Genomic DNA, 26,445 nt, shown 5'->3' on the forward strand with positions numbered 1-26,445 from the left:
CTGCAGGAGAGGACCGTACGTGGACGCAGGACCCGACACGGCAACCCGCACCGGACCGCTGAGCCGCGAGGAGCTCGCCGCGCTCGACACCTGGTGGCGAGCCGCGAACTACCTGTCGGTGGGGCAGATCTACCTCATGGGCAACCCCCTGCTGCGCGAGCCGTTGCGTCCCGAGCACATCAAGCCCCGGCTGCTCGGACACTGGGGCACCACCCCGGGGCTGAACTTCGTCTATGCCCACCTCAACCGCGCGATCGCCGCCCGCGAGCTGGACATGATGTACGTGATGGGTCCCGGGCACGGCGGTCCCGGGCCCGTCGCCGCGGCCTGGCTCGAGGGCACCTACAGCGAGATCTATCCGGACATCTCCCGGGACGCGGACGGCATGGCGCGCCTGTTCACCCAGTTCTCGTTCCCCGGGGGGATCCCCAGCCACGTCGCTCCCGAGACACCCGGATCCATCCACGAGGGCGGCGAGCTCGGGTACGCCCTGTCGCACGCCTACGGGGCCGCGTTCGACAACCCGGACCTGATCGTCGCTGCCGTGGTGGGCGACGGCGAGGCCGAGACCGGGCCGCTGGCCGCCAGCTGGCACTCCACCAAGTTCGTCGACCCGCGCCGGGACGGCGCCGTGCTGCCGATCCTGCACCTGAACGGGTACAAGATCGCCAATCCGACCGTCCTCGCCCGCATCGAACACGAGGAACTCGAGCACCTGCTCCGCGGCTACGGCCACGATCCGGTATTCGTCGAGGGCTCCGATCCCGAGCGCATGCACCAGGCGTTCGCGGCGGCCCTGGACCACTGCCTCGATGCGATCCTCGAGATCCGGCGCCGCGCCCGCCACGACGGGGTCACCGAGCGACCGCGCTGGCCGATGATCGTGCTGCGTTCCCCGAAGGGCTGGACCGGACCGAAGGAGGTCGACGGTCTCCCGGTCGAAGGGTACTGGCGCTCGCACCAGGTGCCCTTCGCCAATGCCCGCGACGACGACAGCCACCGCAAGATTCTCGAGGAGTGGCTGCGCAGTTACCGGCCCGAGGAACTGTTCGACGACCACGGTGCCCCCGTGCCCGCGATCCGCGACCTGCACCCGGCGGGCGAGCGGCGGATGAGCGCCAACCCCCATGCCAACGGCGGACCGCTCGTACGAGACCTGGCGTTGCCGGACTTCCGCGACTACGCCGTGCCGGTCGAGGCGCCCGGCACCGGCAGCGTCGAATCGACCCGCGTGCTCGGCACCTTCCTGCGCGACGTCATGCGCGAGAACACGAGCACCTTCCGCGTGTTCTCCCCGGACGAGAACAACTCCAACCGGCTCGGTCCGGTCCTCGAGGCCACCGCACGCACCTGGAACGCCCGCATCCTGCCCGACGACGACCGTCTGGCCCCCGACGGACGGGTGATGGAGATTCTCTCCGAGCACACCTGCCAGGGCTGGCTCGAGGGCTATCTGCTGACCGGCCGGCACGGCTTCTTCTCCTGCTACGAGGCCTTCGTCCACATCGTCGACTCGATGTTCAACCAGCACGCCAAGTGGCTGCGCACCACCAACGGCATCGACTGGCGCCGGCCGATCCCGTCGCTGAACTACCTGCTCACCTCGCACGTGTGGCGGCAGGACCACAACGGCTTCTCGCACCAGGACCCGGGCTTCATCGACCATGTCGTCAACAAGAAGGCCGACGTGATCCGCGTGTACCTGCCGCCGGACGCGAACACCCTGCTGTCGGTGGCCGATCACTGCCTGCGCACCCGGCAGTACGTCAACGTGATCGTCGCCGGCAAGCAACCGCAGCTGCAGTACCTCGACATGGACGCGGCAATCGTGCATTGCACCAAGGGAATCGGGATCTGGGACTGGGCCGGCACCGACCAGGGGGCCGAACCCGACGTGGTGCTCGGCTGCGCGGGCGACGTGCCCACCATGGAAACCCTCGCCGCCGTCGAGATCCTGCTCGAGTGGTTCCCCGATCTGAGGATCCGCGTCGTGAACGTCGTCGACCTGATGCGGCTGCAGGATCACACCGAACACCCGCACGGGCTGTCCGACCGCGAATTCGACTCGCTGTTCACCACCGACAAGCCGGTGATCTTCGCGTACCACGGCTACCCGTGGCTGATCCACCGACTGACCTACCGGCGTACCAACCACGACAACATCCACGTGCGCGGGTACAAGGAGGAGGGCACCACCACCACACCGTTCGACATGTGCGTGCTCAACCAGATCGACCGGTTCGATCTCGCCATGGACGTCGTCGACCGGGTGCCGCGCCTGCATCCGATCTCCGCGTATGCGCGCGAGTACCTGAAGAACCGGCTCGTCGAGCATCACCAGTACATCCGCACCCACGGTGAGGACATGCCCGACATCCGCGACTGGGAGTGGGGCCGGTCCGGACGGTAGACGCGGACGGGGGACGACCCGGATGGGCCGTCCCCCGTCGTGCGGGTCCGCACTGTCAGTTCATGGGCAGCGGTTGCGCACCGCGCTCCGCGAGCATCGCCGTCATGAGCTCCGACTCGCTGGTCTGGGTGTCGACCATCGTCTGCGCCAGGGTTCGCACCGCCGGCTGGCCCGCGTACTGCGCGCCGTACTCCATCATCGGCAGCCCGCCCTCGTGGTGGCGCAGCATCAACTGCAGGAACAGCACGTCGAGTTCCGGGCCGGTGGCGCCGCGCAGGTTCGCCAGGTCCTCGGACGTCGCCATACCGGGCATCCGGGCGGTCCCTGCCCCGGCCGTGTGCCCATCGCCGCTCGCGTGGCTCGCGTCGCCGTGGCCGTGGCCGGAGTCCTCGGTCATCCACGTCATGTAGTCCCCGGCAGGCAGCAGCGGCTGCCCCCACAGCGACAGCCAGCCCTGCATCTGGCCGACCTGGTTCTGCTGGGTGGTGAGGATGTCGTACGCCAGGTTGCGTACCCGCTGGTCGTCCGACGTCGTCAGCGCCACAGCGGACATCTCGATGGCCTGGTTGTGATGGACGGTCATGTCCTGCGCGAACCCGACGTCCACGGAGCCGGCGTCCGGTGCCGCCGGCTGGGAGTCCTCCAGCGGGATACGTGCGAGGAATCCGAGCAGGAACCCGATCGCGACCGCCGCGACCAGGCCCAGGACCAGGCCGGTCGTGCGCCGGCCCGTGCCGCCCGTGACGGTGCCGTCCGTCATGTCAGCTCCCCGCCGGGGCCTGCATGTCGGCCGGCACCTGCTCGGTGCCGTCCACCGTGCCGCCGTTCATCGGCACCGCGTCCGGACCCGGCGCGGCGGGATCGAACGGCGGGGGATTGCTCGGGTCGAACGAGCCGGGCAGGGTGGAGCAGCTCGCGCCGACCTCCGGGTAGGTGTAGCGGTTGAGCCGCAGCGACGCGATGAAGTGATCGATTCGCTCGTCGTCGGCGGAGTCCACCTTCAGCTGATGCCCCCACGACTGCAGGGCGATCGGGGAGTCGAGCCCCGGGTAGGGCGACATCATCAGGTAGGACTTGCCGTCCACCTTCGCCGCGAGCGCATCGACGCCGGCCTGATCGACCAGGTCGGGGTTGTAGGTGATCCATACCGCGCCGTGCTCGAGAGAGTGCACGGCGTTCTCGGTGCGGATCGCCTCGGGGTACACGGTGCCGGTGCACGTGGCCCAGATCGCGTCGTGCGGCCCACCGAACGGCGGGCTCTGGTCGTACGCCACGCGCTGCGTGGACCCGATGTGCTGACCGGCGGGGTAGTCGACCGTCACGACCCCCTCGATCGCGGTCGACGGATCCTGATTCGACTCGGACGGCGTCCACGCCGCCAGCGCCTGGGAATCCTGGTACTTCGGGATGATGCTGGCGGCGATCACCGCGACCAGCGCGACCACCGCGACCACGCCACCGATCAGAAGCCACGGGATCTGCCGCTGCTTGGGCAGACCGCGACCGCCGCTCTTCTTCTGGGCGGCCTTGATCGCCTTCGCAGACTTGGCACCGGACTTCTTGCCGGAACCGCCACTTACCGAACCGCTGGGCATCGTTGGGTGCTCTTTCGACGGATGGACAACAGGGGGCGCACGACGCTCGGTCCGCGCGTGCTCTGTCAACTCTACGGGCGGACGGTGCACGGACGTCCCCGCGGCGGCCGGGCGGTGACCGCGGCAACAGGCCGGACCGGCGTCACGGCAGGGAAGGCGGAGCCAATAGGATAGAGACCCGTGACTCCTGCCGACCTTGCCGAACTGCTCCACGGAACCGCTGCGAGGGTGCTCGCCGAGCGTGACCTCGACGTGTCCGTCCTGCCCGAGACCCTGACGGTCGAGCGGCCCCGCAACCCGGAGCACGGCGACTACGCGACCAACGTCGCGATGCAGGTCGCGAAGAAGGCCGGCGTCAACCCGCGCGAACTCGCGGGCTGGCTGGCCGAGGCCCTCACCGCCGCCGACGGCATCGAGTCGGCCGAGGTGGCCGGACCGGGCTTCCTGAACATCCGTCTCGCCGCCGATGCCCAGGGCGCGATCGTCGCCCAGGTGCTCACCCAGGCGGCCGCGTACGGCAACGCGGACACGCTGGCCGGAACCCGCATCAACCTCGAGTTCGTCTCCGCGAACCCCACGGGCCCGATCCACCTCGGCGGCACCCGCTGGGCCGCGGTCGGGGACGCGCTCGGCCGGATCCTCACCACCCAGGGCGGCGACGTCACCCGGGAGTACTACTTCAACGACCACGGCGCCCAGATCGACCGGTTCACCCGCTCGCTCGTCGCCGCGGCGCAGGGGCAGCCCGCGCCGGAGGACGGTTACGCCGGCGCGTACATCGTCGACATCGCGCAGGCCGTGCTGCAGCAGCGCCCGGACGCGCTCGCGCTGCCCGAGGCCGAACGGCACGAGGTGTTCCGCTCGATCGGCGTGGACCTGATGTTCGCCCACATCAAGCGCACCCTGCACGAGTTCGGTGTCGACTTCGACGTGTACTTCCACGAGAACTCCCTGTTCGAGTCGGGCGCCGTGGAGAAGGCCGTCGAGACGCTCAAGACCTCGGGGAGCCTCTACCACCAGGACGGCGCCTGGTGGCTCAAGAGCACCGACTTCGGTGACGACAAGGACCGCGTCGTCATCAAGAGCGACGGCAACGCCGCCTACATCGCCGGGGACATCGCCTACTTCCAGGACAAGCGGTCGCGCGGCTTCGACCTGTGCATCTACATGCTCGGCGCGGACCACCACGGCTACATCGGCCGCCTCAAGGCCGCCGCCGCCGCGTTCGGTGACGACCCGGACACCGTCGAGGTGATGATCGGGCAGATGGTCAACCTCGTGCGCGGCGGCGTCGCCGTGAAGATGAGCAAACGCGCCGGCACGGTCATCACCCTCGACGACCTCGTCGAGGCGATCGGCGTCGACGCGGCTCGCTACGCGCTGGTGCGGTCGTCGGTGGATCAGAGCATCGACATCGACCTCGAGCTGTGGGCCAGCACCACCAACGAGAACCCGGTCTACTACGTCCAGTACGCGCACGCCCGGCTCTCGTCCATCGGGCGCGGCGCCGCGGAGCTCGGTCTCGGCTCCGAGGGCGCCGACCTGTCGCTGCTCGACCACGAGCGCGAGGGTGAGCTGATCCGCACGATCGGCGAGTACCCGCGCATCCTCGCCAAGGCCGCCGAACTGCGGGAACCGCACCGCGTCGCGCGGTACCTCGAGGAACTCGCCGGCGCCTACCACCGCTTCTACGACTCGTGCCGCATCCTGCCGCAGGGCGACGAGGAGCCGGGACCGCTGCACACGGCGCGGCTCGCGCTGTGCGCGGCGACCCGCCAGGTCCTCGCCAACGGACTCGGACTGCTCGGCGTCAGCGCCCCGGAGCGGATGTGAACGCGCACCCCGCCGGTCCCCGGCACGCCGAGATCCCGCACGCACCGGGCCTGACCGAGCGGCCGGCGAACGCCGCCGAACTGAACCTGCTGCACCCGAACGTGTGGCCACGCAACGCCCGGCGCGGCGACGACGGCGTCGTGACGATCGCCGGTGTGCCCGTCACCGAACTCGCCGAGCGGTACGGCACCCCGCTCTTCGTCGTCGACGAGGACGACTTCCGCTCTCGATGCCGGGAGATCGCGGCCGCGTTCGGGCCGGGCGCGAAGGTCCACTACGCGTCGAAGGCGTTCCTGTGCACCGAGATTGCGCGCTGGGTCGACCAGGAGGGCCTGTCCCTCGACGTCTCGACCGGCGGTGAGCTCGCCGTCGCGCTGCGTTCCGGGTTCCCCGCCGGGAAGATCGCCATGCACGGCAACAACAAGTCCGTGGCCGAGCTGCGGACCGCCGTCGCCGCGGGCGTCGGGCACATCGTGCTGGACTCCATGTCGGAGATCGACCTGCTCGACGCGGTCGCCGGCGAACTCGACGTCGTGCAGGACGTGCTGATCCGCGTCACCGTCGGCGTCGAGGCGCACACCCACGAGTTCATCTCCACCGCGCACGAGGACCAGAAGTTCGGCCTGTCGCTGGCCGGCGGGGTGGCCATGGCCGCCGTCCGCAAGGTGTTCGCGAGCGATCACCTGCGCCTGGTCGGCCTGCACAGCCACATCGGCTCGCAGATCTTCGACGTCGACGGATTCGAGCTCGCGGCGCACCGGGTCATCGGCCTGCTGCGCGACGTCGTCGACGAATTCGGCGTCGACAAGACCGCGCAGATGAACATCGTCGACCTCGGCGGCGGCCTCGGCATCTCCTACGTGCCCAGTGACGACCCGCCGCCCGTGGAGGAACTCGCCGCCAAGCTGCGGCACATCGTGCAGACCGAGTCCACCCTCGCCGGTCTGCCCGAACCGACCCTCGCGGTCGAGCCCGGCCGCGCCATCGCCGGCCCCGGCACCGTGACCCTCTACGAGGTGGGCACCATCAAGGACGTCGCGGTGGGCGCACACCAGATGCGCCGATACATCAGCGTCGACGGCGGCATGAGCGACAACATCCGCACCTCGCTGTACCAGGCCGAGTACGAGACCCGCCTGGTGTCGCGGGCCGGCGACGCCGAACCGGTCGTGTCCCGCGTCGTCGGCAAGCACTGTGAGAGCGGCGACATCGTCATCCGCGATGCCTGGATGCCCGCCGACCTCGAAGCCGGCGACCTGTTGGCCGTCGCCGCGACCGGTGCATACTGCTACTCGATGTCCAGCAGGTACAACCTGCTGCCCCGTCCCGCCGTCGTGGCGGTCAAGGACGGCGCCGCCCGCGTCGTCCTGCGTCGGGAAACCGTGGAAGATCTGCTCAGCTTGGAGGTTACGGAGTGACGACCGAAGCGGTGACCAGCGAACCGGGGCAGCGCCCGATCGGTGTGGCTGTGCTCGGGCACGGCACCGTCGGAGCCGAGGTCGTGCGCATCATTCGCGACGATGCCACCGATCTCGAGGCGCGCATCGGTGCGCCGCTCGAGCTGCGCGGGGTGGCCGTGCGCACCGTCCGCGACGACCGCGGCATCCCACAGGACCTGCTCACCACGGACGCCGAGGGCCTGATCACCCGCGACGACGTGGACATCGTCGTGGAGGTCATCGGCGGCATCGAGCTGCCGCGCAAGCTCGTGCGCGCGGCTCTCGACTCGGGCAAGTCCGTGGTCACCGCCAACAAGGCGCTGCTCGCGGAGTACACCGGCGAACTCGCCGAGGCCGCCGAGGCCAAGCGCGTGGACCTGTACTTCGAGGCGGCCGTCGCGGGCGCCATCCCCGTAATCCGGCCCCTCACCCAGTCGCTGGCCGGTGACAAGGTGAACCGGGTCCTCGGCATCGTCAACGGCACCACCAACTACATCCTCTCGGCCATGGACGAGACCGGCGCCGACTACGCCGAGACGCTCGCCGAGGCGGTCCGGCTCGGATACGCCGAGGCCGACCCCACCGCGGACGTGGAGGGCTTCGACGCCGCATCCAAGGCCGCGATCCTGGCCTCGATCGCGTTCCACACCCGCGTCACCGCCGGTGACGTCTACCGCGAGGGCATCTCGAAGATCACCGCCGCCGACCTGACCACCGCGCGGGCACTGAACTGCACCGTCAAGCTGCTGGCCATCTGCGAGCGGATCACCACCGACGGCCGGGACCGGGTCTCGGCGCGCGTCTACCCGGCGCTGGTGCCGCGTGAGCATCCCCTCGCCGCCGTCAACGGCGCCTTCAACGCGGTCGTCGTCGAGGCCGAGGCGTCGGGACGCCTGATGTTCTACGGCCAGGGAGCCGGCGGCTCGCCCACCGCGTCCGCCGTGATGGGCGACCTGGTGATGGCTGCCCGCAACCGGGTGCACGGGGGCCGGGGGCCGCGGGAATCACGGTACGCGGACCTCGAGATCGCCCCGATGAGCGACATCGTCACCCGCTACTACGTCAACCTGCAGGTCGCGGACCGGGCGGGTGTGCTCTCGGCGGTGGCCGCCGAGTTCGCCAAGCGGGACGTGAGCATCGCCGCCGTGCGCCAGGAGGGCGCCGGTGAGGGCGCCCGCCTCGTGGTGCTGACGCACTGCGCGACCGACAAGGCGCTGTCGGACACCGTCGCAGCGCTCGACCAACTCGAATCCGTGATCGCTGTGACCAGCGTCCTGAGACTGGAGGGATCCGCCGAATGAGCGCGCCCGAGAAGAACACCGCCACCCCCGTGCACACCCCGTGGCCGGGTCTGATCGAGGCGTACCGCGACCGGCTCCCGATCGGTGACAACTGGAAGACCGTCACCCTCCGCGAGGGCGGCACCCCGCTGCTGCCGGCCGCACACCTGTCGGAGCTGACCGGCTGCGAGGTCCACCTGAAGGTCGAGGGCCTGAACCCGACCGGTTCGTTCAAGGACCGCGGCATGACGATGGCCGTCACCGACGCCCTCGCCCGTGGCCAGCAGGCTGTGCTGTGTGCCTCCACCGGCAACACCTCCGCGTCCGCGGCCGCATACGCCGTCAAGGCCGGCATGGGCTGCGCGGTGCTGGTCCCGGACGGCAAGATCGCGATGGGCAAGCTGGCCCAGGCGGTCATGTACGGCGCGAAGATCATCCAGGTCCAGGGCAACTTCGACGACTGCCTCGAGCTCGCCCGCAAGACCACCGCCGAGTTCCCCACGATCGGCCTGGTGAACTCCGTCAACCCCGTGCGCATCGAGGGCCAGAAGACCGCGGCGTTCGAGATCGCCGACGCGCTCGGCGACGCGCCCGATGTGCACGTGCTGCCGGTCGGCAACGCCGGCAACATCACCGCCTACTGGCGCGGCTACACGGAATACTTCGCGGACGGTCTGACCACCCGCAAGCCCCGCATGCTCGGTGTCCAGGCTGCGGGCGCGGCGCCGCTGGTGCACGGTGCCCCCGTCAAGGACCCGGAGACGATCGCCACCGCCATCCGGATCGGCGCCCCGGCGTCGTGGCACGGCGCCGTGACCGCCAAGGAGGAGTCCGGGGGCGCGTTCCGGGCGGCCACCGACGAGGAGATCCTCGAGGCGTACCGGCTCGTCGCCGCCACCGAGGGTGTGTTCGTCGAACCGGCGTCCGCCGCCTCGATCGCCGGTCTGCTCGCCGCCCGCAAGGAGGGCTGGCTCGATTCCGGGTTGAAGGTCGTGTGCACCGTCACCGGCAACGGTCTGAAGGATCCCGACACGGCACTGCTCGGGATGCCCCAGGTGGAGCCGATCCCGGTCGACCCGGTCGCGGTGGCCGCAGCGCTCGAGCTGGCCTAGTGACGGCCGCGCCCTCCTCCGTTGGGAAAGACGACATGACGCAGACGCTGCCCGTCGGGATCTCCGTGACCGCCCGGGTCCCGGCCTCGAGTGCGAATCTGGGACCGGGTTTCGATTCGCTCGGGCTGGCTCTCGGGTTGTACGACGAGATCACGGTCACCACAACCGCATCGGGTCTCGAGGTGCGCGTCGAGGGCGAGGGCGCCGAAGAGGTGCCGTGGGGGCCGTCGCACCTGGTGGTGCGGGCGGTCGAACGCGGCCTCGAAGCCGCCGGCGTGTGGGCGGACGGCCTGGACGTGTTGTGCCGCAACGTTATTCCGCATTCGCGCGGACTGGGTTCGTCGGCGTCGGCGGTCGTCGGGGGCCTGGCGGCCGCCAACGGGCTCGTGCGCAAGGTGGCGCCCGAGCGTGTGCTCGGCGAGTCGCAGCTCGTCCAGCTCGCCTCCGAATTCGAAGGCCACCCGGACAATGCCTCCGCCAGCATCCTGGGCGGGGCGGTCGTGTCGTGGTGCGAATCGACCGTCGGCGACGAGCAGCGCACGTACCGCGCGGTGCCGCTCACGGTCCACCCGACGGTGCGGGTCGTCGTGCTGGTGCCGTCGTCGCGCTCGTCCACCGCCCACACCCGCGGACTGCTCCCGGATCTCGTACCGCACCGCGATGCAGCGTTCAACGTCAGCCGCGCGGCGCTCGCCGTCGTCGCCCTCACGGAGCGTCCGGACCTGCTGATGCCGGCGACCGAGGACCTCCTGCACCAGGCGCAGCGCGCGCCGGCGCTGCCGGCGACCACCAAGTGGATCGCGACCCTGCGCGCCGCGGGGATCCCCGCCGCGGTCTCCGGTGCCGGCCCCACGGTGCTCGCCCTGACGACCGAGCCGTTCCCCGCGGACCTGCGGGCGGCCGCGGAGGCGGACGACATGACCGTGCTCGAACTCGATGTCGCGGACGGCGTGCAGGTCGTGTGACCGAGCCCCAGGGCCTGTCGGGTCGGGTGCCGACCCACGGCGACACGTCCGGGGGTTCTCCTTGCTCAACGTACAGTTCGTCGCTATTCTGTGCTTAGTCCGCACGTCGTGCGTTTCCGTCGCTGGCTTTCCAGGGCATTCACTCCAGATCCATCGGGGCGATCGATCCTGGATCGATCCTCTCCTGACATCGTTTCGGGAAGACGGACCGACCGCATCTGCCGGAGGATGGCGTGATGGCGGACGTGCCGACCGTTCGATCCGTGAACACGTACGGCAATCCCAGATCGACGCCAGATCTGGAACGAACCCTCGACTCTGCGTGGCGCGAGTGAGGGAAGGAAAGGATCTCCGTGACAGATACGGACCTGATCGCTACGCCTGTTCTCGATACCACGGATTCGTCCGCGGGAGCGCAGGCCACCGATCCTGCACAGACTGCACCGCGCGCCGGCGGCCGGCGTGGCGCCGGTCTCTCCGGCATGGTGCTGGCCGAGCTGCGGACTCTCGCGGCCGAACTCGGCATCAAGGGAACCTCCGGGATGCGTAAGGGCGATCTGATCGCCGCCATCAAGGAGCGCCAGAGCGGCGGAGCCGCCGAGCCGGCCCCTGCGGCGGAGCAGCCGGCCCGGCCGGCGCGGACTCGTCGCGCCCGGGTCGCTGCCCAGGACACTGCTTCCACGACCGCCGTCGCCGAGCCGGCCGCGGCTGCGCCGGCCGCGACGACGGCGGCGCCGGAGAAGCCCGCCGAGGCGCCCGAGCAGCCCGCCGAGGGCGAGGCCGAGGGCGGTCGCCGTGGTCGCCAGCGTCGCGGTCGCCGCGGCGGTGACCAGACCGCCGAGACGGTCGAGGCCCCGAAGGAAGCCGCCCAGGTGCGGACCGACGAGAAGCCGCGCGCCGAGGAGAAGACCGAGGAGAAGGCCGAACCCTCCGAGGGGCGGCGGGAACGCGGCCAGCGCGACGGTCAGCGGGACCAGCGCGAGGCTCAGCGCGACGGTCAGCGGGACCAGCGCGAGGCTCAGCGGGACGGTCAGCGGGACCAGCGCGAGGCTCAGCGGGACCAGCGTGACCAGGGCGAACGCGGTCGTGAAGACCGGGGGCCCCGTCAGGACGGCCGTGGCGGCGACGAGGAGGACGGCCGCGGTCGCCGCGGTCGCCGCTTCCGTGAGCGTCGTCGCGGACGCGACCGCGGTGAGGTCGGCGGCGACACCCGCGAGCCCGAGATCCGCGAGGACGACGTCCTGCAGCCGGTCGCCGGCATCCTCGACGTCCTGGACAACTACGCGTTCGTCCGGACCTCCGGGTACCTGGCCGGTCCCAACGACGTGTACGTCTCGATGAACATGGTGCGCAAGAACGGCCTGCGCCGTGGCGACGCCATCACCGGCGCGGTCCGCGTGCCGCGTGAGGGGGAGCAGGGCAACCAGCGGCAGAAGTTCAACCCGCTGGTCCGGCTCGACACGGTCAACGGCGGCGACGTCGAGGCCGCCAAGCGCCGCCCGGAGTTCAACAAGCTCACCCCGCTGTACCCGAACCAGCGGCTGCGGCTCGAGACCACCCCGAACATCCTCACCACCCGAGTGATCGACCTGATCATGCCGATCGGCAAGGGCCAGCGTGCCCTGATCGTCTCGCCGCCGAAGGCGGGCAAGACGACGGTGATGCAGGACATCGCGAACGCGATCACGACCAACAACCCCGAGTGCTACCTGATGGTCGTGCTGGTGGACGAGCGGCCCGAAGAGGTCACCGACATGCAGCGTTCGGTCAAGGGCGAGGTCATCGCCTCGACCTTCGACCGCCCGCCGTCGGACCACACGTCGGTCGCCGAGCTGGCCATCGAGCGGGCCAAGCGGCTCGTCGAGCAGGGTCGCGACGTCGTCGTCCTGCTCGACTCGATCACCCGGCTCGGCCGCGCGTACAACAACTCGTCGCCGGCGTCGGGCCGCATCCTCTCCGGTGGTGTCGACTCGACCGCCCTGTACCCGCCGAAGCGGTTCCTGGGCGCGGCTCGCAACATCGAGAACGGCGGCTCGCTCACCATCATCGCCACGGCCATGGTGGAGACGGGTTCGACGGGCGACACCGTGATCTTCGAGGAGTTCAAGGGCACCGGCAACGCCGAGCTCAAGCTCGACCGCAAGATCGCCGAGCGGCGCGTGTTCCCGGCGGTGGACGTCAACCCCTCCGGCACGCGCAAGGACGAGCTGCTGATGAGCCCGGACGAGTTCGCGGTGGTGCACAAGCTGCGCCGCGTGCTCTCCGGCCTGGACTCGCACCAGGCCATCGATCTGCTCATCGACCGGCTCAAGAAGAGCAAGAGCAACATCGAGTTCCTCCTGCAGGTGTCGAAGACGGCGCCGGGAGCACTCGACGACTGATCGCCGCAGCCGCGGCGGGGCATGCCCCGGGACGGAATTTCTCGTCCCGGGCATGCGTTTGGCATAATCGAACAGCTCAGTCCGGTCCCGGTTCACGTCTTCGATCCGCGAAGGCGACCCGGCGGCCACGAAAGGGACACCATGAAGGCAGGAATCCACCCGAACTACGGGACGACCACCGTCGTCTGCGGTTGCGGGAACACGTTCGAGACGCGCAGCACCGCGGAGTCGGGACGGATCACCGTCGAGGTCTGCTCGCAGTGCCACCCGTTCTACACGGGCAAGCAGAAGATCCTCGACACCGGCGGACGCGTCGCCCGCTTCGAGGCTCGCTACGGCAAGCGCACCTCCAAGAAGGACGCTGCCGACCAGTAGCTGTCTCGCCGACGCCCGGTTCTGTCTCAGTCACAGACCGGGCGTCGGCTTTTTTCTCCGGATCCGTGCGCGGCACGGACCGGCACGACGGACGAGTGGAGCGAATCACATGGCGGGGCAGACCAAGCCGTCGGCCATCGACGACATCCTGGCCGAACACGCCGGACTCGAGCAGCAGCTGTCCGACCCGGCGCTGCACAACGACCCGGCGGCAGCACGCAGGGTCGGCAAGCGGTTCGCCGAGCTCGCCCCCGTCATGGCCACCTACACCAAGCTGCGAGCCGCGCGCGACGATCTCGAAGCCGCGCGGGAACTCGCCGCGGACGACGCCGCGTTCGCCGCCGAGGTGCCGGCACTCGAAGAACGCGTCGGCGAGCTCGACAAGACCCTCACCGACCTGCTCGCCCCGCGTGACCCGCACGACGGCGACGACGTCGTGCTCGAGGTCAAGTCGGGGGAGGGCGGCGAGGAGTCCGCGCTGTTCGCCGCCGACCTCGCCCGCATGTACATCCGGTACGCCGAACGGGCCGGCTGGCGCGTCGAGGTCCTCGGCGCGACCATCTCCGACCTCGGCGGCTACAAGGACGCGACGCTGTCGATCAAGTCGAAGAGCGATGTGCGCGACGGCGTCTGGTCCCGCCTGAAGTTCGAGGGCGGCGTGCACCGCGTCCAGCGCGTCCCCGTCACCGAGTCCCAGGGCCGCGTGCACACCTCCGCGGCCGGCGTGTTCATCTACCCCGAGCCGGACGAGGTCGAGGAAGTCCAGATCGACGAGTCGGATCTGCGCATCGACGTGTACCGCTCATCCGGCAAGGGCGGCCAGGGCGTCAACACCACCGACTCGGCGGTGCGCATCACGCATCTGCCCACGGGCATCGTCGTCACCTGCCAGAACGAGCGGTCCCAGCTGCAGAACAAGGCACGGGCGATGCAGGTCCTCGCCGCGCGGCTGCAGGCGGCGGCGGAGGAGGCCGCCGAGGCGGAGGCGTCCGCGGGACGGGCCAGCCAGGTGCGCACGGTGGACCGCTCCGAACGCATCCGCACCTACAACTTCCCCGAGAACCGGATCACCGATCACCGCATCGGCTTCAAGGCCCACAACCTCGACGCGGTGCTCGACGGTGACATGGACGCCCTGCTCGATGCGCTGGGCACCGCCGACCGGGAGGCCCGGCTCACGGCGGAATGACGCGTGAGCCGGGTACCGGTCCGTTACGGAGCGGGCTCGCCGGGCTCGTCACCCGGGTCGTCGTCCCCGGGCACCTGCGAGATGTCGATGCCGGGAAGCAGGAAGCAGTTCTCGCCCTTCGCGTTCTGATGCGGTCCCCAGACGGCGGACACGACCGTGCCGGGCCCGGTGTCCAGCAGCGCGATCGGGACGTCGCTGCTCTGCGGCGACGCGGTCAACGAGGCGCCCCCGGTCTGCCAGGTGGCCGTGTTGACCCAGTTGAGCTGCCCGTTCTGCGCCTTCTGCTCGCCGACCGCGAAGAACAACCGACCCTCCTCGAGGGCGTCGCTGTCCGTCTCGGTCACGCTGTGGACCGGCGCGACGTAGCTGCAGAGCAGCGGGGTGGGCTGGACGTCGATCGGCGACGCGGACGCGAGTTCGGGCGCCGCGAGGGCGCCGGCGGCGGCGAATGCGACGACGGACGCTGCCCGAACCGTGGATTTCGACTTCGTCACTGGAAGATCCTCTCCGTGGTTCCGTAGTCCTGAGTTCCGTAGTCCAGGTCCGGATCGGACCTTCTCGATCATGCCGCAGACCGAGCCGATGCGTGACCTGTCCGTTTCCGTGGCGTGACCGGCATGGCAGTCTGTACGCCGTGACTCGTCAACCCCTGCGCCTGGCGATCCTCGAAGCGGTGTCGGTGCTCGAGGAAGCCGGTGTCCCCAGTCCGCGTGTGGACGCCGAACTGCTCGCCGCGCACCTGCTCGGCATCGAGCGCACCCGTCTCGGTCTCGTGCCACTCGTCGACCCGGCCATGATCGATGCGTACCGGGCGATGATCGCGCAGCGCGCCAAGCGGATCCCGTTGCAGTACATCACCGGCAGCACGGGGATGGGGGAGATCGACATCGAGGTGGGTCCCGGCGTCTTCGTCCCGCGGCCCGAAACCGAACTGCTGCTGGCCTGGGCGCTGGCGCACCTCGAGGGCCTCCAGGAACATCCGCCGGTCGTGCTCGACCTGTGCACCGGCTCGGGTGCCCTCGCGCTGGCGATCGCGCATGCCCGGCCCGACGCGATCGTGCACGCGGTGGAACTCGAGCCCCACGCCCTCGCCTGGGCACGGCGGAACGCGGAGCGGTGCGCGGCCGCCGGAGACACACCGATCCTCCTGCATCAGGGAGACGTGACGGACCGCAACCTGCTCACCGCCCTCGAGGGCCGGGTCGACGTCGTGGTGTCGAACCCGCCCTACATTCCCGAGGGAACCGACCTTCCGCCCGAGGTGATCGAGCACGATCCGCACACCGCGCTGTTCGGCGGACCGGACGGGATGTCGGTGATCAAGCCGATGGTCGCGAACATCGCCCGCTGGCTGCGCATCGGCGGTGCGGTCGGCATCGAGCACGACGACACCAACGGACCCCTGGTCGCGGAGCTGTTCGCGCAGCGCCGCGTGTTCGGTGAGGTGACCGAGCACCCGGATCTGGCGGGCCGGCCCCGGTTCGTCGTCGCCCGCCGGGTGCCGACCGACGTGGAGGCCCGACGTGCCCGAGCCCAGGGTGAGGCCGGTGTGTGATGCCGGACTCGTTCGCCGCAGTGGAAGGATGAACCCGTGAGCACCGTCTACGACTGCAACAGCCCCGATTCCCGGGCCGCCGGCCTGACGGCCGCCAAGGGCGCGCTGAAGGCAGGCAGGCTCGTCGTCGTCCCCACCGACACGGTGTACGGACTCGCGGCGGACGCCTTCGACAGCGATGCGGTGACCAGCCTGCTGCGTGCCAAGGGCCGGGGCCGGGACATGCCGGTGCCGGTGCTCGTCGGGTCGTGGAACACGATCGACGGTCTGGTGAGCACCGTCCGTCCGCAGGCGCGGGAACTGATCCGCGCATTCTGGCCCGGTGGCCTGAGTCTTGTTGTGCACCAAGCTCCCTCGCTCGCGTGGGACCTGGGGGATACCCGTGGCACCGTGATGCTGCGCATGCCGCTGCACCCCGTGGTGCTCGAGTTGCTGCGCGAGGTGGGCCCCCTGGCGGTGTCGAGCGCGAATGTCTCCGGCCGGCCGCCGGCCACCACGGTGGACGAGGCGCGCGCCCAGCTCGGCGGATCGGCCAGCGTGTACCTCGACGGCGGCCCGGCCGAACACGCCGTCGCCTCCACCATCGTCGACCTGACCGCCGATCGTCCGCGCGTGCTGCGCGAGGGGGCCGTGGCGGTCGAGGACATCGCGGAGGTGCTGGGCGAGGACCCGGCGCAGCTGCGTACCGGCGGGGAGTGACGGCGGGGACCGGACGAAGTGACTGTCGCCGACACGGCATCCCTGGTACTGGCCCAATCGGGCCGCGGCGCCGGCGTGCCCATCCGTGAGCTGCTGCTCGTGCTCCTCACCGCCGCGGTCGTCACCTTCCTCTCGACGGGGGCCGTGCGGATCGCCGCGATCCGGTTCGGCGCCGTCGCGGTACCCCGGGACCGGGACGTGCACGTGCAGCCGACACCGCGCCTGGGCGGCGTCGGAATGTACATCGGCCTGGTGGCGGGCCTGCTGTTCGCCCAGCAACTGCCTGCTCTGACCCGAGGTTTCGAGTACACCCCCGACATGGGGGCGGCGCTGGTGTCGGGCACCATCATCGTGATCGTCGGGATCATCGACGATCGGTGGGGACTCGACGCGCTGACCAAGTTCGTCGGGCAGGTCACGGCGGCGGGGGTGCTCGTCGTCATGGGCGTGAGCTGGATCGTCATCTACGAGCCCTTCGGTGGCAGCACCCTCATCCTCGACCAGTTGCAGGCGGGACTGTTCACCGTCCTGGTCGCGGTGGTGATGATCAACGCGATGAACTTCGTCGACGGCCTCGACGGGCTCGCGGCCGGTCTCGGGCTGATCGCGGCCGTCGCGATCTGTGTGTTCTCCGTCGGACTGCTGCACGATCAGGGCGGGGACGTCGGTGCGTATCCGCCCGCCCTGATCGCCGCGGCCCTCGCAGGGGCCTGCCTGGGCTTCCTACCGCACAACTTCCAGCCGGCCCGGATCTTCATGGGCGACTCCGGGTCGATGCTGATCGGCCTGATGCTGGCGGCGATCTCGACGAGCGCGTCGGGACGCATCCCCTTGGCCGCCTACGGCACCCGCGACCTGCTCGGTCTGCTCTCCCCGCTGATCCTCGTGGGTGCGGTCATGTTCATCCCCATCCTCGACCTGCTGCTGGCGATCGTCCGGCGCACCCGGGCCGGGGTCAGTCCGTTCAGTCCCGACAAGATGCACCTGCACCATCGGCTGCTGCAGATCGGGCACTCGCATCGCCGGGTGGTGCTGCTGATCTACCTGTGGGTCGGGGTGCTCGCCTTCGGCGCCGTCGGTTCCTCGCTGCTCGACCGCCGGGCCGTCGTGCTGCTCGTGGCGGGCGGACTGGTGTTCGCGCTGGTCGTCACGGCGGTGCCGTCGCTGCGTCACGACGACGCCGGCCGTCCCCGGCGGCGGCGGCGCCGCGGACGGGTCCGTTAGGCTTGACTCCCGTGACCTCCCCGGATCAGCCTCTGCCCGCCCTGCCCGACTCCTCCGCGCCGATGCGCGCCGCCGTCCGGTACGGCGTGCTCGGGCTGATCGTGCTGACGGTCGTCGCCACCGTCATCGGTGGCCTCGTCGCCGGCCTGCCGGGGGTGTGGGGTGCGCTGATCGGCGCTGCCGTGGGCGGCGGCTTCATCCTCTTCACCGCGCTCGGCGTGCTGCTCACCGCCCGCCTTCCGGCGACGACGGCGGGTGCGGTGCTGCTGGGCACCTGGCTGCTCAAGCTGATCCTTGCGATCGTGGTGATGATGCTGCTCAGGCCGCTCGACTTCTACGACAAAGGTGCGCTCGTACTCACGATCGTCTTCGCGTTGCTCGTCGTCCTGGGCGCCGAGACCTACGGAGTCTTGTCGCAGCGCGCGCTCTACGTGGAGCCTGCCGGTAGCGCTGAGCAGGGGAACAACGACGAACGGTAGTACCGTCGTTGTCAATGACCTCGCGGTACGGGCACCCGCCTACACAACGTCGTAGAAGTGTTGATAAGGTCGTCCCAAGCGAGTGCGACTGCCTGCGATTCCCGAGGAGTCGAGTGCGGTTGTGTCCTCGCAGGCGGTCGTGTTCGAATGGCCGCCGAGTCGACGAGAGTCGCCGACACCGACAGACGCTGGCCCCGATCGGGAGCCGACAGCAGCTGGCGAATACGCGAGCCGACCTGGTCGACTTGTTGGATCGTCAATGTCCGATCGAACCGCAGACGGCAATGCCTGCGGCCGACTACGGGAGAGAGCGCTGAGCGTCACCACCTTGGCTGCCGGAGAATTCCACGCGCCGTCACTAGCCGATTTCTTCCCCCCAGCAGTTCTGTTCGAAGGCACCCCCTTCGAAATGGACCGCCTGATGCTCATCCGCGTCGTCGTGGCCGTGCTCGTGGCGCTGTTCTTCGCGCTCGCGATGCGCAGCCCGAAGATCGTGCCCCGCGGTGTGCAGAACGTCGCCGAGATCATGATCGACTTCGTGCGGATCAACATCGCCGAGGACATCCTCGGCAAGCAGCAGGGCCGCCGATTCCTTCCGGTTCTCGTGACCATCTTCTTCCTCGTGGTCGGACTCAACCTGACGTCGGTCATCCCGTTCCTGAACATCTCGTCGAACGCGCGTATCGGAATGCCGATCGTGCTGGCGGCCCTCGCCTACGTCGTCTTCAACTACGTGGGCATCAAGAAGTACGGGTTCTTCCGCTACGTCAAGAGCAGCATCGTCGTGCCGAACCTGCCGCCCGCGCTGCACGTGCTGGTCATCCCGATCGAGTTCATCTCGACGTTCCTGCTGCGCCCGTTCACGCTCACCATCCGTCTCATGGCGAACATGCTGGCCGGCCACATCATGCTGGTGCTGTTCTTCAGCGCAACCCAGTTCTTCTTCTTCAGCGCCGACGGCGCGATGAAGATCTTCGGTATCGGCTCGCTGATCGGTGGCATCGCGTTCACCTTCTTCGAGCTGCTGGTGATCGTCCTGCAGGCGTACATCTTCGCGCTGTTGACTGCGGTGTACATCGACCTGGCGCTGCACGCCGAAGAGCACTAGCACGCCGACCGGCACTACCCACACAACACACAGACTGACTCGGTTGCCGATCCCCGGGGCCGAGCCACAAGAAAGGGAATGGAACACCAATGAGCGTTGCGCTTCAGGCAGTTGACGTCCTCGCCCAGACGGAGAGCACCATCAGCGGTCTCGGTGCGGTCGGCTACGGCCTCGCGGCCATCGGCCCCGGCATCGGCATCGGCATCGTCGTCGGCAAGGCGATCGAGGGCATGGCCCGCCAGCCCGAGATGGCCGGCCAGCTGCGCACCACCATGTTCCTCGGTATCGCGTTCACCGAGGCCCTGGCGCTGATCGGTATCGTCGCCGGCTTCATCTTCTGATCTGACGACCATGGCTGACAGCATCCTGTTGCTCGCGGCGGAGGCGGAGGACCAGAATCCTCTGCTCCCTGCGACGTACGACATCGTCTGGTCGCTGGTCGCCCTGATCATCGTCGGGCTCGTCTTCTGGAAGTACGTGCTTCCGCTGTTCCAGAAGGTGCTCGACGAGCGTTCGGAGCTGATCGAAGGCGGCATCAAGAAGGCCGAGGAAGCTCAGGCCGAGGCAAAGGCCGCGCTCGAGCAGTACCGCGCGCAGCTCGCCGAGGCCCGCACCGAGGCGGCGCAGATCCGTGAGGAGGCCCGCGCCCAGGGCCAGCAGATCATCGCGGACATGAAGGCCCAGGCCCAGGAGGAGAGCGACCGCATCGTCGCTGCCGGTCACAACCAGCTGCAGGCCCAGCGCCAGCAGATCGTGACCGAGCTGCGCGGTGACCTCGGCCGCACCGCCGTGGATCTGGCCGAGAAGGTCATCGGGGAGTCCCTCTCCGACGACGTCAGGCGTGCCGGCTCGATCGACCGCTTCCTCAGCGAGCTCGACTCCCTCAGCGCTGACTCTGCATCCCGAAAGTGAGCACCATGTACGCAGCAAGCCGTGAGGCACTCGCTCAGACGCGTTCCGCGCTGCAGGGCGCGTTGGCGTCGAGCACCGCATCCGCTGCCGCGGGTGCCGCAACTGCAGCTGCGGCGCAGGCCGGCTCCGAGCTGTTCTCGGTGGTCGAGGTGCTCGACGATCAGCGCACCCTGCGGAGTGCGCTGGCCGACGCCTCGGCCCCGGCAGCCGGCCGGCAGGCGCTGGCCGAGCGGGTCTTCGGGAGCAAGGTCTCGCCCGTCACCCTCGCGACCCTGAAGGAGGCGGCAGGGCAGGACTGGTCGACCCAGTCCGACCTGACCAACTCCCTCGTTCAGCTGGGTCGCGAAGCCCTCCTGACGGCAGCGGCCGACCAGAATCAGCTCGACACCGTCGAGGACGAGCTGTTCCGGCTCGGTCGCATCGTGGCCGGCAACGCCGAACTCGAACAGGCCCTCTCCGATCGCACCAAGCCGCTGGCGGCCAAGCGCGAGTTCCTCTCGCGGCTGCTCTACGGCAAGTCCACCGCGATCACCGAGGCCCTGGCCGTGCAGGCCGTCGGACGGCTGAAGGACAAGGCCCCGGCCGATGCGTTCGACGAACTGTCGAACCTCGCCGCCACCCAGCGGGACCGCGCCGTCGCCCACGTGCGCAGTGCGGCACCCCTCAGCGCGGCGCAGACCGAACGGCTCACCGGTATCCTGACCAGAACGTACGGCAAGCCGGTCACGGTGCACGTCGAGGTGGTTCCCGAGCTTCTCAGTGGATTGGTCGTCCGGGTGGGCGACGAGGTCATCGACGGCACCGCCGCGGGTCGACTCGCCGCAGTGCGCAAGAGCCTCACGTAGTCCACTACCGAACACACACACATTGCGATCTTTTCGAAGACCAGATACCGAGAGCAGGAAGAACATGGCGGAGCTGACGATCTCCTCCGACGAGATCCGTAGCGCGATCGACAACTACACCGCGAGCTACTCCCCGGAGGCCTCCCGCGAGGAGGTCGGCGTGGTCGCCGACACCAGTGACGGCATCGCGCACATCAGCGGTCTGCCGTCGGCGATGGCCAACGAGCTGCTGGAGTTCCCCGGCGGTGTGCTGGGCGTGGCCCTGAACCTCGACGCCACCGAGATCGGTGCCGTCATCCTCGGCGACTACCAGGACCTCGAAGAGGGCCAGGAAGTCAAGCGCACCGGCGACGTTCTGTCGGTGCCGGTCGGCGACGGCTACCTCGGCCGCGTCGTGAACCCCCTGGGTCAGCCGATCGACGGCCTCGGCGACATCGAGGCGACCGAGAACCGGGCACTGGAGCTGCAGGCCGCGACCGTGCTGCAGCGTCAGCCGGTCGAGGAGCCGCTGCAGACCGGCATCAAGGCCATCGACGCGATGACCCCGATCGGCCGCGGCCAGCGCCAGCTGGTCATCGGTGACCGCAAGACGGGCAAGACCGCCGTCTGCGTCGACGCGATCCTGAACCAGAAGGCCAACTGGGCCACCGGCGACCCGAAGCAGCAGGTCCGCTGCATCTACGTCGCGATCGGCCAGAAGGGCTCCACCATCGCGGGCGTCAAGGCTGCCCTCGAGGAGCACGGCGCGATGGAGTACACCACCATCGTCGCGGCCCCCGCGTCCGACTCCGCCGGCTTCAAGTGGCTCGCCCCCTACACCGGTTCGGCCATCGGCCAGCACTGGATGTACCAGGGCAAGCACGTGCTCATCGTGTTCGACGACCTCACCAAGCAGGCCGAGGCGTACCGCGCGATCTCCCTGCTGCTGCGCCGCCCGCCGGGACGTGAGGCCTACCCGGGCGACGTGTTCTACCTGCACTCGCGTCTGCTGGAGCGCTCGGCCAAGCTGTCCGACGAGCTCGGCGGCGGTTCGCTGACCGCCCTGCCGATCATCGAGACCAAGGCCAACGACGTCTCGGCCTACATTCCGACCAACGTCATCTCCATCACCGACGGCCAGGTCTTCCTCGAGTCCGACCTGTTCAACAAGGGCATCCGTCCTGCCATCAACGTCGGTATCTCGGTTTCCCGAGTCGGTGGCGCCGCGCAGACCAAGGGCATGAAGAAGGTCTCCGGTTCGCTGCGTCTGGAGCTTGCGCAGTTCCGCGAGCTCGAAGCGTTCGCCGCCTTCGCCTCCGACCTCGACGCGGCCTCGAAGGCGCAGCTCGAGCGCGGTCAGCGTCTGGTCGAGCTCCTCAAGCAGGACCAGTACGCCCCGGTCGCCGTCGAGGACCAGATCGTGTCGATCTACCTCGCCGGCCAGGGTGTCTACGACTCGGTGCCCGTCGGTGACGTGCGCCGCTTCGAGACCGAGCTGCTCGAGGACCTGCACCACAGCGCGTCGGGTGTCTACGAGCAGATCGCCGGCGGCAAGGCGCTGACCGACGACTCCGCCTCCGCGCTGCTCGCCGCGACCAACAAGTTCAAGGAGGGCTTCATCGCCTCCGACGGAACCCGCGTCGTGAACGAGGCCGAGGCCGAGGCCCTGGGCGCCGACGAGGTCGAGCAGGAGCAGGTTTCCGTCAAGCGCACCACTGTTCGCAAGTGAGCGTGGAGACCATGACCCAGCGTCCTGTGAAGGGAGTGTGATCGACGAATGGCAAGCCTGCGCGAGCTCCGTTCGCGGATCAAGTCGGTCAACTCGACCAAGAAGATCACCAAGGCGCAGGAGCTGATCGCGACGTCGCGGATCACGAAGGCTCAGGCCCGAGTGGCAGCATCCAAGCCGTACGCCGAGGAGATCACCAAGGTGCTCTCCGAGCTGGCGAGTGCGTCCGCGTCGCTGGATCACCCCCTGCTCAACGAGCGGCCCAACCCGAGGCGTGCTGCGGTCCTGGTCGTCACCAGCGACCGCGGCATGGCCGGTGGCTACAACGCCAACGTCCTCAAGGAGGCCGAGGAGCTGCGTCAGCTGCTGGTCAGCGAGGGCAAGGAACCGGTGCTCTACGTGCTCGGTGCCAAGGGCCTGAGCTACTACACCTTCCGCGGCCGGCAGGTCGCGGGGGCGTGGACCGGGTTCTCGCAGGAGCCGCGCTACACCGATGCGGCCAAGGCGAGCCGTCACCTGGTGGAACTGTTCATGGCCGGCTCCGGCAACGAGGTTCCCGCACCGAACGGTGAGGGCACGATCGAGGGCGTCGACGAACTGCACATCGTCTACACCCGCTTCGTCTCGATGCTGACCCAGTCCCCCGAGGTGCGCCGCATGGCGCCGCTCGAGGTGACCGTCACCGAGGACGAGATCGACCTCGGCGAGGACATGCTCACCGACGGCCGGCACGTCGGCAGCAACGGCGGTCCGCGGCCCGGCTACAACTTCGAGCCGGAGGCCTCGACGCTGCTCGCGGCCCTGCTGCCGAAGTACATCAGCACCCGGATCTTCGCGTCGCTGCTCGATGCCGCGGCGTCGGAGTCGGCCGCTCGGCGTACCGCCATGAAGGCGGCCACCGACAACGCCACGGAACTGGTGAACACCCTCAGCCGCCAGGCCAACCAGGCCCGCCAGGCCCAGATCACCCAGGAAATCAGCGAGATCGTCGGCGGTGCCAACGCGCTCGCCTCGAGTGCAGGAAGTGACTAAGCACATGACCGCAGCAGCAACCGATAACTACGGGGCGGGGGCGGCCTCGGCCACTGCCGGCCGCGTCGTTCGGGTCATCGGGCCCGTCGTGGACGTCGAGTTCCCGCGTGGTGCCGTTCCCGATCTGTTCAACGCCCTGCACGCAGAGGTCACTCTGCCGTCCGTGGCGAAGACCCTGACCTTCGAGGTCGCGCAGCACCTGGGTGACAACCTGGTGCGCACGATCTCCATGCAGCCCACCGACGGCCTGGTGCGTGGCACCTCGGTCGTCGACACGGGCCGCCCGATCTCGGTGCCGGTCGGCGACGTCGTCAAGGGCCACGTGTTCAACGCCCTCGGTGACTGCCTGGACGCCCCGGGCACCGGCCGCGACGGTGAGCAGTGGGGCATCCACCGCAAGCCGCCGGCCTTCGACCAGCTCGAGGGCAAGACCGAGATCCTCGAGACCGGCATCAAGGTCATCGACCTGCTGACCCCGTACGTCAAGGGCGGCAAGATCGGTCTGTTCGGTGGTGCCGGTGTCGGCAAGACCGTTCTGATCCAGGAGATGATCACCCGTATCGCGCGTGAGTTCTCCGGCACGTCGGTGTTTGCCGGCGTCGGCGAGCGCACCCGTGAGGGCACCGACCTCCACCTCGAGATGGAGGAGATGGGCGTCCTCCAGGACACCGCCCTCGTCTTCGGCCAGATGGACGAGCCGCCGGGAACGCGTATGCGCGTCGCCTTGTCCGCGCTGACCATGGCGGAGTACTTCCGCGATGTCCAGGGCCAGGACGTGCTGCTGTTCATCGACAACATCTTCCGCTTCACGCAGGCCGGCTCCGAGGTCTCGACCCTGCTCGGCCGCATGCCGTCGGCCGTGGGTTACCAGCCGACCCTCGCGGACGAGATGGGTGAGCTCCAGGAGCGCATCACCTCGACCCGTGGACGTTCGATCACCTCGCTGCAGGCGATCTACGTGCCCGCCGACGACTACACCGACCCGGCGCCGGCCACGACGTTCGCGCACCTCGATGCGACCACTGAGCTCTCGCGTCCGATCTCGCAGATGGGTATCTACCCCGCTGTGGACCCGCTGACGTCGACCTCGCGCATCCTCGAGCCCGGCATCGTCGGTGCCGAGCACTTCCGGGTCGCGAACGAGGTCAAGCGGATCCTGCAGAAGTACAAGGAACTGCAGGACATCATCGCCATCCTCGGTATGGACGAGCTCTCCGAGGAGGACAAGGTCCTCGTCGGCCGCGCCCGTCGCCTGCAGAAGTTCCTCGGCCAGAACTTCATCGTCGCCGAGAAGTTCACCGGCGAGCCCGGCTCCGTGGTGCCGCTTCGCGACACCATCGAGGCGTTCGACCGCGTCACCAAGGGTGAATTCGACCACCTGCCCGAGCAGGCGTTCAACAGCTGCGGTGGACTCGACGACGTCGAGGCCGCCGCCAAGAAGATCGCCGGGAAGTAGTCCGCGATGGCTGAAATGACCGTGGACCTCGTTGCCGTCGAGGAGCGCCTCTGGTCGGGTACCGCCCGGCTGGTCAGCGCCCAGACGACCGAGGGTGAGATCGGTGTCATGCCGGGCCACGAGCCGGTCCTCGGCCAGCTCGTGGAAGGCGGTGTCGTCTCCATCACCACCGCCGACGGCGAGCGGGTCGTCGCGGCCGTGCACGGCGGTTTCCTCTCGGTGACCGCCACGACGGTGACGATCCTCGCGGAGGCTGCGGAGCTGACGGAGAACATCGACGTCGAGTCCGCGCGCGCCGTCCTGAGCGACAGCCAGGACGAGGCCGAGATCGCGGCGGCCCGGGGCCGACTCCGGGCCGTCGAGCGGGCCTGACGGATACGACAAGCCGCGACGGAGCCGACGAGCAGTGTCAGTTGGAATGATCGTTCTCATCGTTCTGGTGATACTGCTCGCGGTTGCCGTCGCGGCTTTTCTGTATCGGCTCCTCACCCTGCGGAGCGGGGGCACCGCAGCGATACTGCGTCGGCTGCCCAACGGCGCCGGCGCCGGATGGCGGCACGGCGTCATCCGTTACGGCGAGCGTTCGCTCGTCTTCTACAAGCTCTCGAGCCTGCGTCCGGGTCCGGACTCGCGGCTGGCCCGGCAGGGCGTCGAGGTACGCAACCGTCGTGCGCCCGAGGGCAGCGAGCACGACATCATGACCGAGGACATTGTGATCCTCGAAGTCCAGGACGGCGCAAGCAGTTTCGAGATTGCGCTCGACAGCGGCGCACTGACCGCCTTCCTGTCCTGGATCGAATCCCGTCCGTCGGACCGTTCCGTGCGCGGTCGGCCGAACTGACGTCCGG

25 protein-coding genes are annotated in these 26,445 nt (G+C 69.2%); 22 read left to right on the plus strand and 3 right to left on the minus strand.

Translation table 11 applies throughout. From position 1 onward, the window contains the following. Positions 1-19: 19 nt before the first annotated feature. Positions 20-2,410, plus strand: a complete 2,391-nt coding sequence (locus tag AC2IPW_RS09035; protein ID WP_054373234.1) for a phosphoketolase family protein — start codon at positions 20-22, stop codon at positions 2,408-2,410. Positions 2,411-2,465: 55 nt separating this feature from the next. Here AC2IPW_RS09035 and AC2IPW_RS09040 read toward each other — a convergent pair whose 3' ends face one another. Together AC2IPW_RS09040 and AC2IPW_RS09045 are read right to left on the minus strand one after the other, a co-directional pair. Continuing rightward, positions 2,466-3,170, minus strand: coding sequence for a DUF305 domain-containing protein (locus AC2IPW_RS09040; protein ID WP_486376729.1), 705 nt, complete (start codon positions 3,168-3,170; stop codon positions 2,466-2,468). A 1-nt stretch (position 3,171) separates the two neighbouring features. After that, entirely contained in the window at positions 3,172-4,005 is an 834-nt protein-coding gene (locus AC2IPW_RS09045) for a thioredoxin-like domain-containing protein (protein WP_486376730.1), read from the minus strand. Positions 4,006-4,185: 180 nt separating this feature from the next. Between AC2IPW_RS09045 and argS the strand changes: the two genes are divergently transcribed. The 8 genes from argS (at position 4,186) to prfA (ending at position 14,579) form a co-directional block, all read left to right on the plus strand. Beyond that, positions 4,186-5,838, plus strand: a complete 1,653-nt coding sequence (gene argS, locus AC2IPW_RS09050; protein WP_486376731.1) for an arginine--tRNA ligase — start codon at positions 4,186-4,188, stop codon at positions 5,836-5,838. Then, positions 5,835-7,256 carry a diaminopimelate decarboxylase gene (gene lysA / locus AC2IPW_RS09055; protein ID WP_003935241.1) on the plus strand — a complete coding sequence of 474 codons (1,422 nt, stop codon included), beginning with the start codon at positions 5,835-5,837 and terminating at the stop codon, positions 7,254-7,256. The genes argS and lysA overlap by 4 nt, the downstream gene beginning before the upstream one ends. Positions 7,257-7,267: 11 nt before the next feature. After that, positions 7,268-8,578: a homoserine dehydrogenase gene (locus AC2IPW_RS09060; RefSeq protein ID WP_054373249.1), complete on the plus strand. Its 1,311-nt coding sequence runs from the start codon at positions 7,268-7,270 to the stop codon at positions 8,576-8,578. Next, positions 8,575-9,669, plus strand: a complete 1,095-nt coding sequence (thrC, locus tag AC2IPW_RS09065) for a threonine synthase (protein ID WP_003935243.1) — start codon at positions 8,575-8,577, stop codon at positions 9,667-9,669. The genes AC2IPW_RS09060 and thrC overlap by 4 nt, the downstream gene beginning before the upstream one ends. A gap of 35 nt (positions 9,670-9,704) precedes the next feature. After that, positions 9,705-10,634 carry a homoserine kinase gene (thrB, locus tag AC2IPW_RS09070; RefSeq protein WP_003935244.1) on the plus strand — a complete coding sequence of 310 codons (930 nt, stop codon included), beginning with the start codon at positions 9,705-9,707 and terminating at the stop codon, positions 10,632-10,634. Between the two features lie 353 nt (positions 10,635-10,987). Continuing rightward, positions 10,988-13,015, plus strand: a complete 2,028-nt coding sequence (rho, locus tag AC2IPW_RS09075) for a transcription termination factor Rho (protein WP_416063281.1) — start codon at positions 10,988-10,990, stop codon at positions 13,013-13,015. A gap of 141 nt (positions 13,016-13,156) precedes the next feature. Continuing rightward, positions 13,157-13,390: a 50S ribosomal protein L31 gene (gene rpmE / locus AC2IPW_RS09080; RefSeq protein WP_003935764.1), complete on the plus strand. Its 234-nt coding sequence runs from the start codon at positions 13,157-13,159 to the stop codon at positions 13,388-13,390. A 109-nt stretch (positions 13,391-13,499) separates the two neighbouring features. Then, a complete protein-coding gene (prfA, locus tag AC2IPW_RS09085) occupies positions 13,500-14,579 on the plus strand; it encodes a peptide chain release factor 1 (RefSeq protein WP_003935763.1) in 1,080 nt (359 codons plus the stop codon). A gap of 23 nt (positions 14,580-14,602) precedes the next feature. Here the strand turns inward: prfA and AC2IPW_RS09090 are convergent, their stop codons facing one another. After that, positions 14,603-15,073 (minus strand): hypothetical protein, encoded by a 471-nt coding sequence (locus AC2IPW_RS09090; RefSeq protein ID WP_416063282.1) that lies wholly within the window; start codon positions 15,071-15,073, stop codon positions 14,603-14,605. 140 nt (positions 15,074-15,213) lie between these two features. Between AC2IPW_RS09090 and prmC the strand changes: the two genes are divergently transcribed. From prmC to AC2IPW_RS09155, 13 genes are all read left to right on the plus strand, one after another. Continuing rightward, on the plus strand, positions 15,214-16,134 hold the full coding sequence (prmC, locus tag AC2IPW_RS09095) for a peptide chain release factor N(5)-glutamine methyltransferase (protein ID WP_040781832.1): 921 nt from the start codon (positions 15,214-15,216) through the stop codon (positions 16,132-16,134). Positions 16,135-16,170: 36 nt separating this feature from the next. Then, entirely contained in the window at positions 16,171-16,833 is a 663-nt protein-coding gene (locus AC2IPW_RS09100) for an L-threonylcarbamoyladenylate synthase (RefSeq protein ID WP_416063283.1), read from the plus strand. An 18-nt stretch (positions 16,834-16,851) separates the two neighbouring features. Then, entirely contained in the window at positions 16,852-18,057 is a 1,206-nt protein-coding gene (locus tag AC2IPW_RS09105; protein ID WP_003935759.1) for an MraY family glycosyltransferase, read from the plus strand. 62 nt (positions 18,058-18,119) lie between these two features. Then, the gene (locus AC2IPW_RS09110) at positions 18,120-18,536 is read left to right on the plus strand and encodes a Cg1360 family ATP-synthase-associated protein (protein WP_081005225.1); all 417 of its coding nucleotides are present in this window, start codon (positions 18,120-18,122) and stop codon (positions 18,534-18,536) included. A 259-nt stretch (positions 18,537-18,795) separates the two neighbouring features. Then, entirely contained in the window at positions 18,796-19,644 is an 849-nt protein-coding gene (atpB, locus tag AC2IPW_RS09115; RefSeq protein ID WP_172603547.1) for a F0F1 ATP synthase subunit A, read from the plus strand. 89 nt (positions 19,645-19,733) lie between these two features. Beyond that, positions 19,734-19,985 (plus strand): ATP synthase F0 subunit C, encoded by a 252-nt coding sequence (locus tag AC2IPW_RS09120; RefSeq protein ID WP_003935756.1) that lies wholly within the window; start codon positions 19,734-19,736, stop codon positions 19,983-19,985. Between the two features lie 10 nt (positions 19,986-19,995). Beyond that, on the plus strand, positions 19,996-20,556 hold the full coding sequence (locus AC2IPW_RS09125) for a F0F1 ATP synthase subunit B (RefSeq protein ID WP_003935755.1): 561 nt from the start codon (positions 19,996-19,998) through the stop codon (positions 20,554-20,556). Between the two features lie 5 nt (positions 20,557-20,561). Next, positions 20,562-21,401 carry a F0F1 ATP synthase subunit delta gene (locus AC2IPW_RS09130; protein WP_040781830.1) on the plus strand — a complete coding sequence of 280 codons (840 nt, stop codon included), beginning with the start codon at positions 20,562-20,564 and terminating at the stop codon, positions 21,399-21,401. Positions 21,402-21,465: 64 nt separating this feature from the next. After that, positions 21,466-23,109 carry a F0F1 ATP synthase subunit alpha gene (gene atpA, locus AC2IPW_RS09135; protein WP_003935753.1) on the plus strand — a complete coding sequence of 548 codons (1,644 nt, stop codon included), beginning with the start codon at positions 21,466-21,468 and terminating at the stop codon, positions 23,107-23,109. A gap of 48 nt (positions 23,110-23,157) precedes the next feature. Further along, on the plus strand, positions 23,158-24,141 hold the full coding sequence (locus AC2IPW_RS09140) for a F0F1 ATP synthase subunit gamma (RefSeq protein WP_003935752.1): 984 nt from the start codon (positions 23,158-23,160) through the stop codon (positions 24,139-24,141). Positions 24,142-24,145: 4 nt separating this feature from the next. Beyond that, positions 24,146-25,597 (plus strand): F0F1 ATP synthase subunit beta, encoded by a 1,452-nt coding sequence (gene atpD, locus AC2IPW_RS09145; protein ID WP_003935751.1) that lies wholly within the window; start codon positions 24,146-24,148, stop codon positions 25,595-25,597. Positions 25,598-25,603: 6 nt separating this feature from the next. After that, positions 25,604-25,969 carry a F0F1 ATP synthase subunit epsilon gene (locus AC2IPW_RS09150; protein WP_040781827.1) on the plus strand — a complete coding sequence of 122 codons (366 nt, stop codon included), beginning with the start codon at positions 25,604-25,606 and terminating at the stop codon, positions 25,967-25,969. Between the two features lie 46 nt (positions 25,970-26,015). Beyond that, on the plus strand, positions 26,016-26,438 hold the full coding sequence (locus tag AC2IPW_RS09155) for a DUF2550 domain-containing protein (RefSeq protein ID WP_003935749.1): 423 nt from the start codon (positions 26,016-26,018) through the stop codon (positions 26,436-26,438). Positions 26,439-26,445 lie beyond the last annotated feature (7 nt).

The sequence above is a fragment of the Rhodococcus sp. NS-SX18 genome, assembly GCF_057367935.1.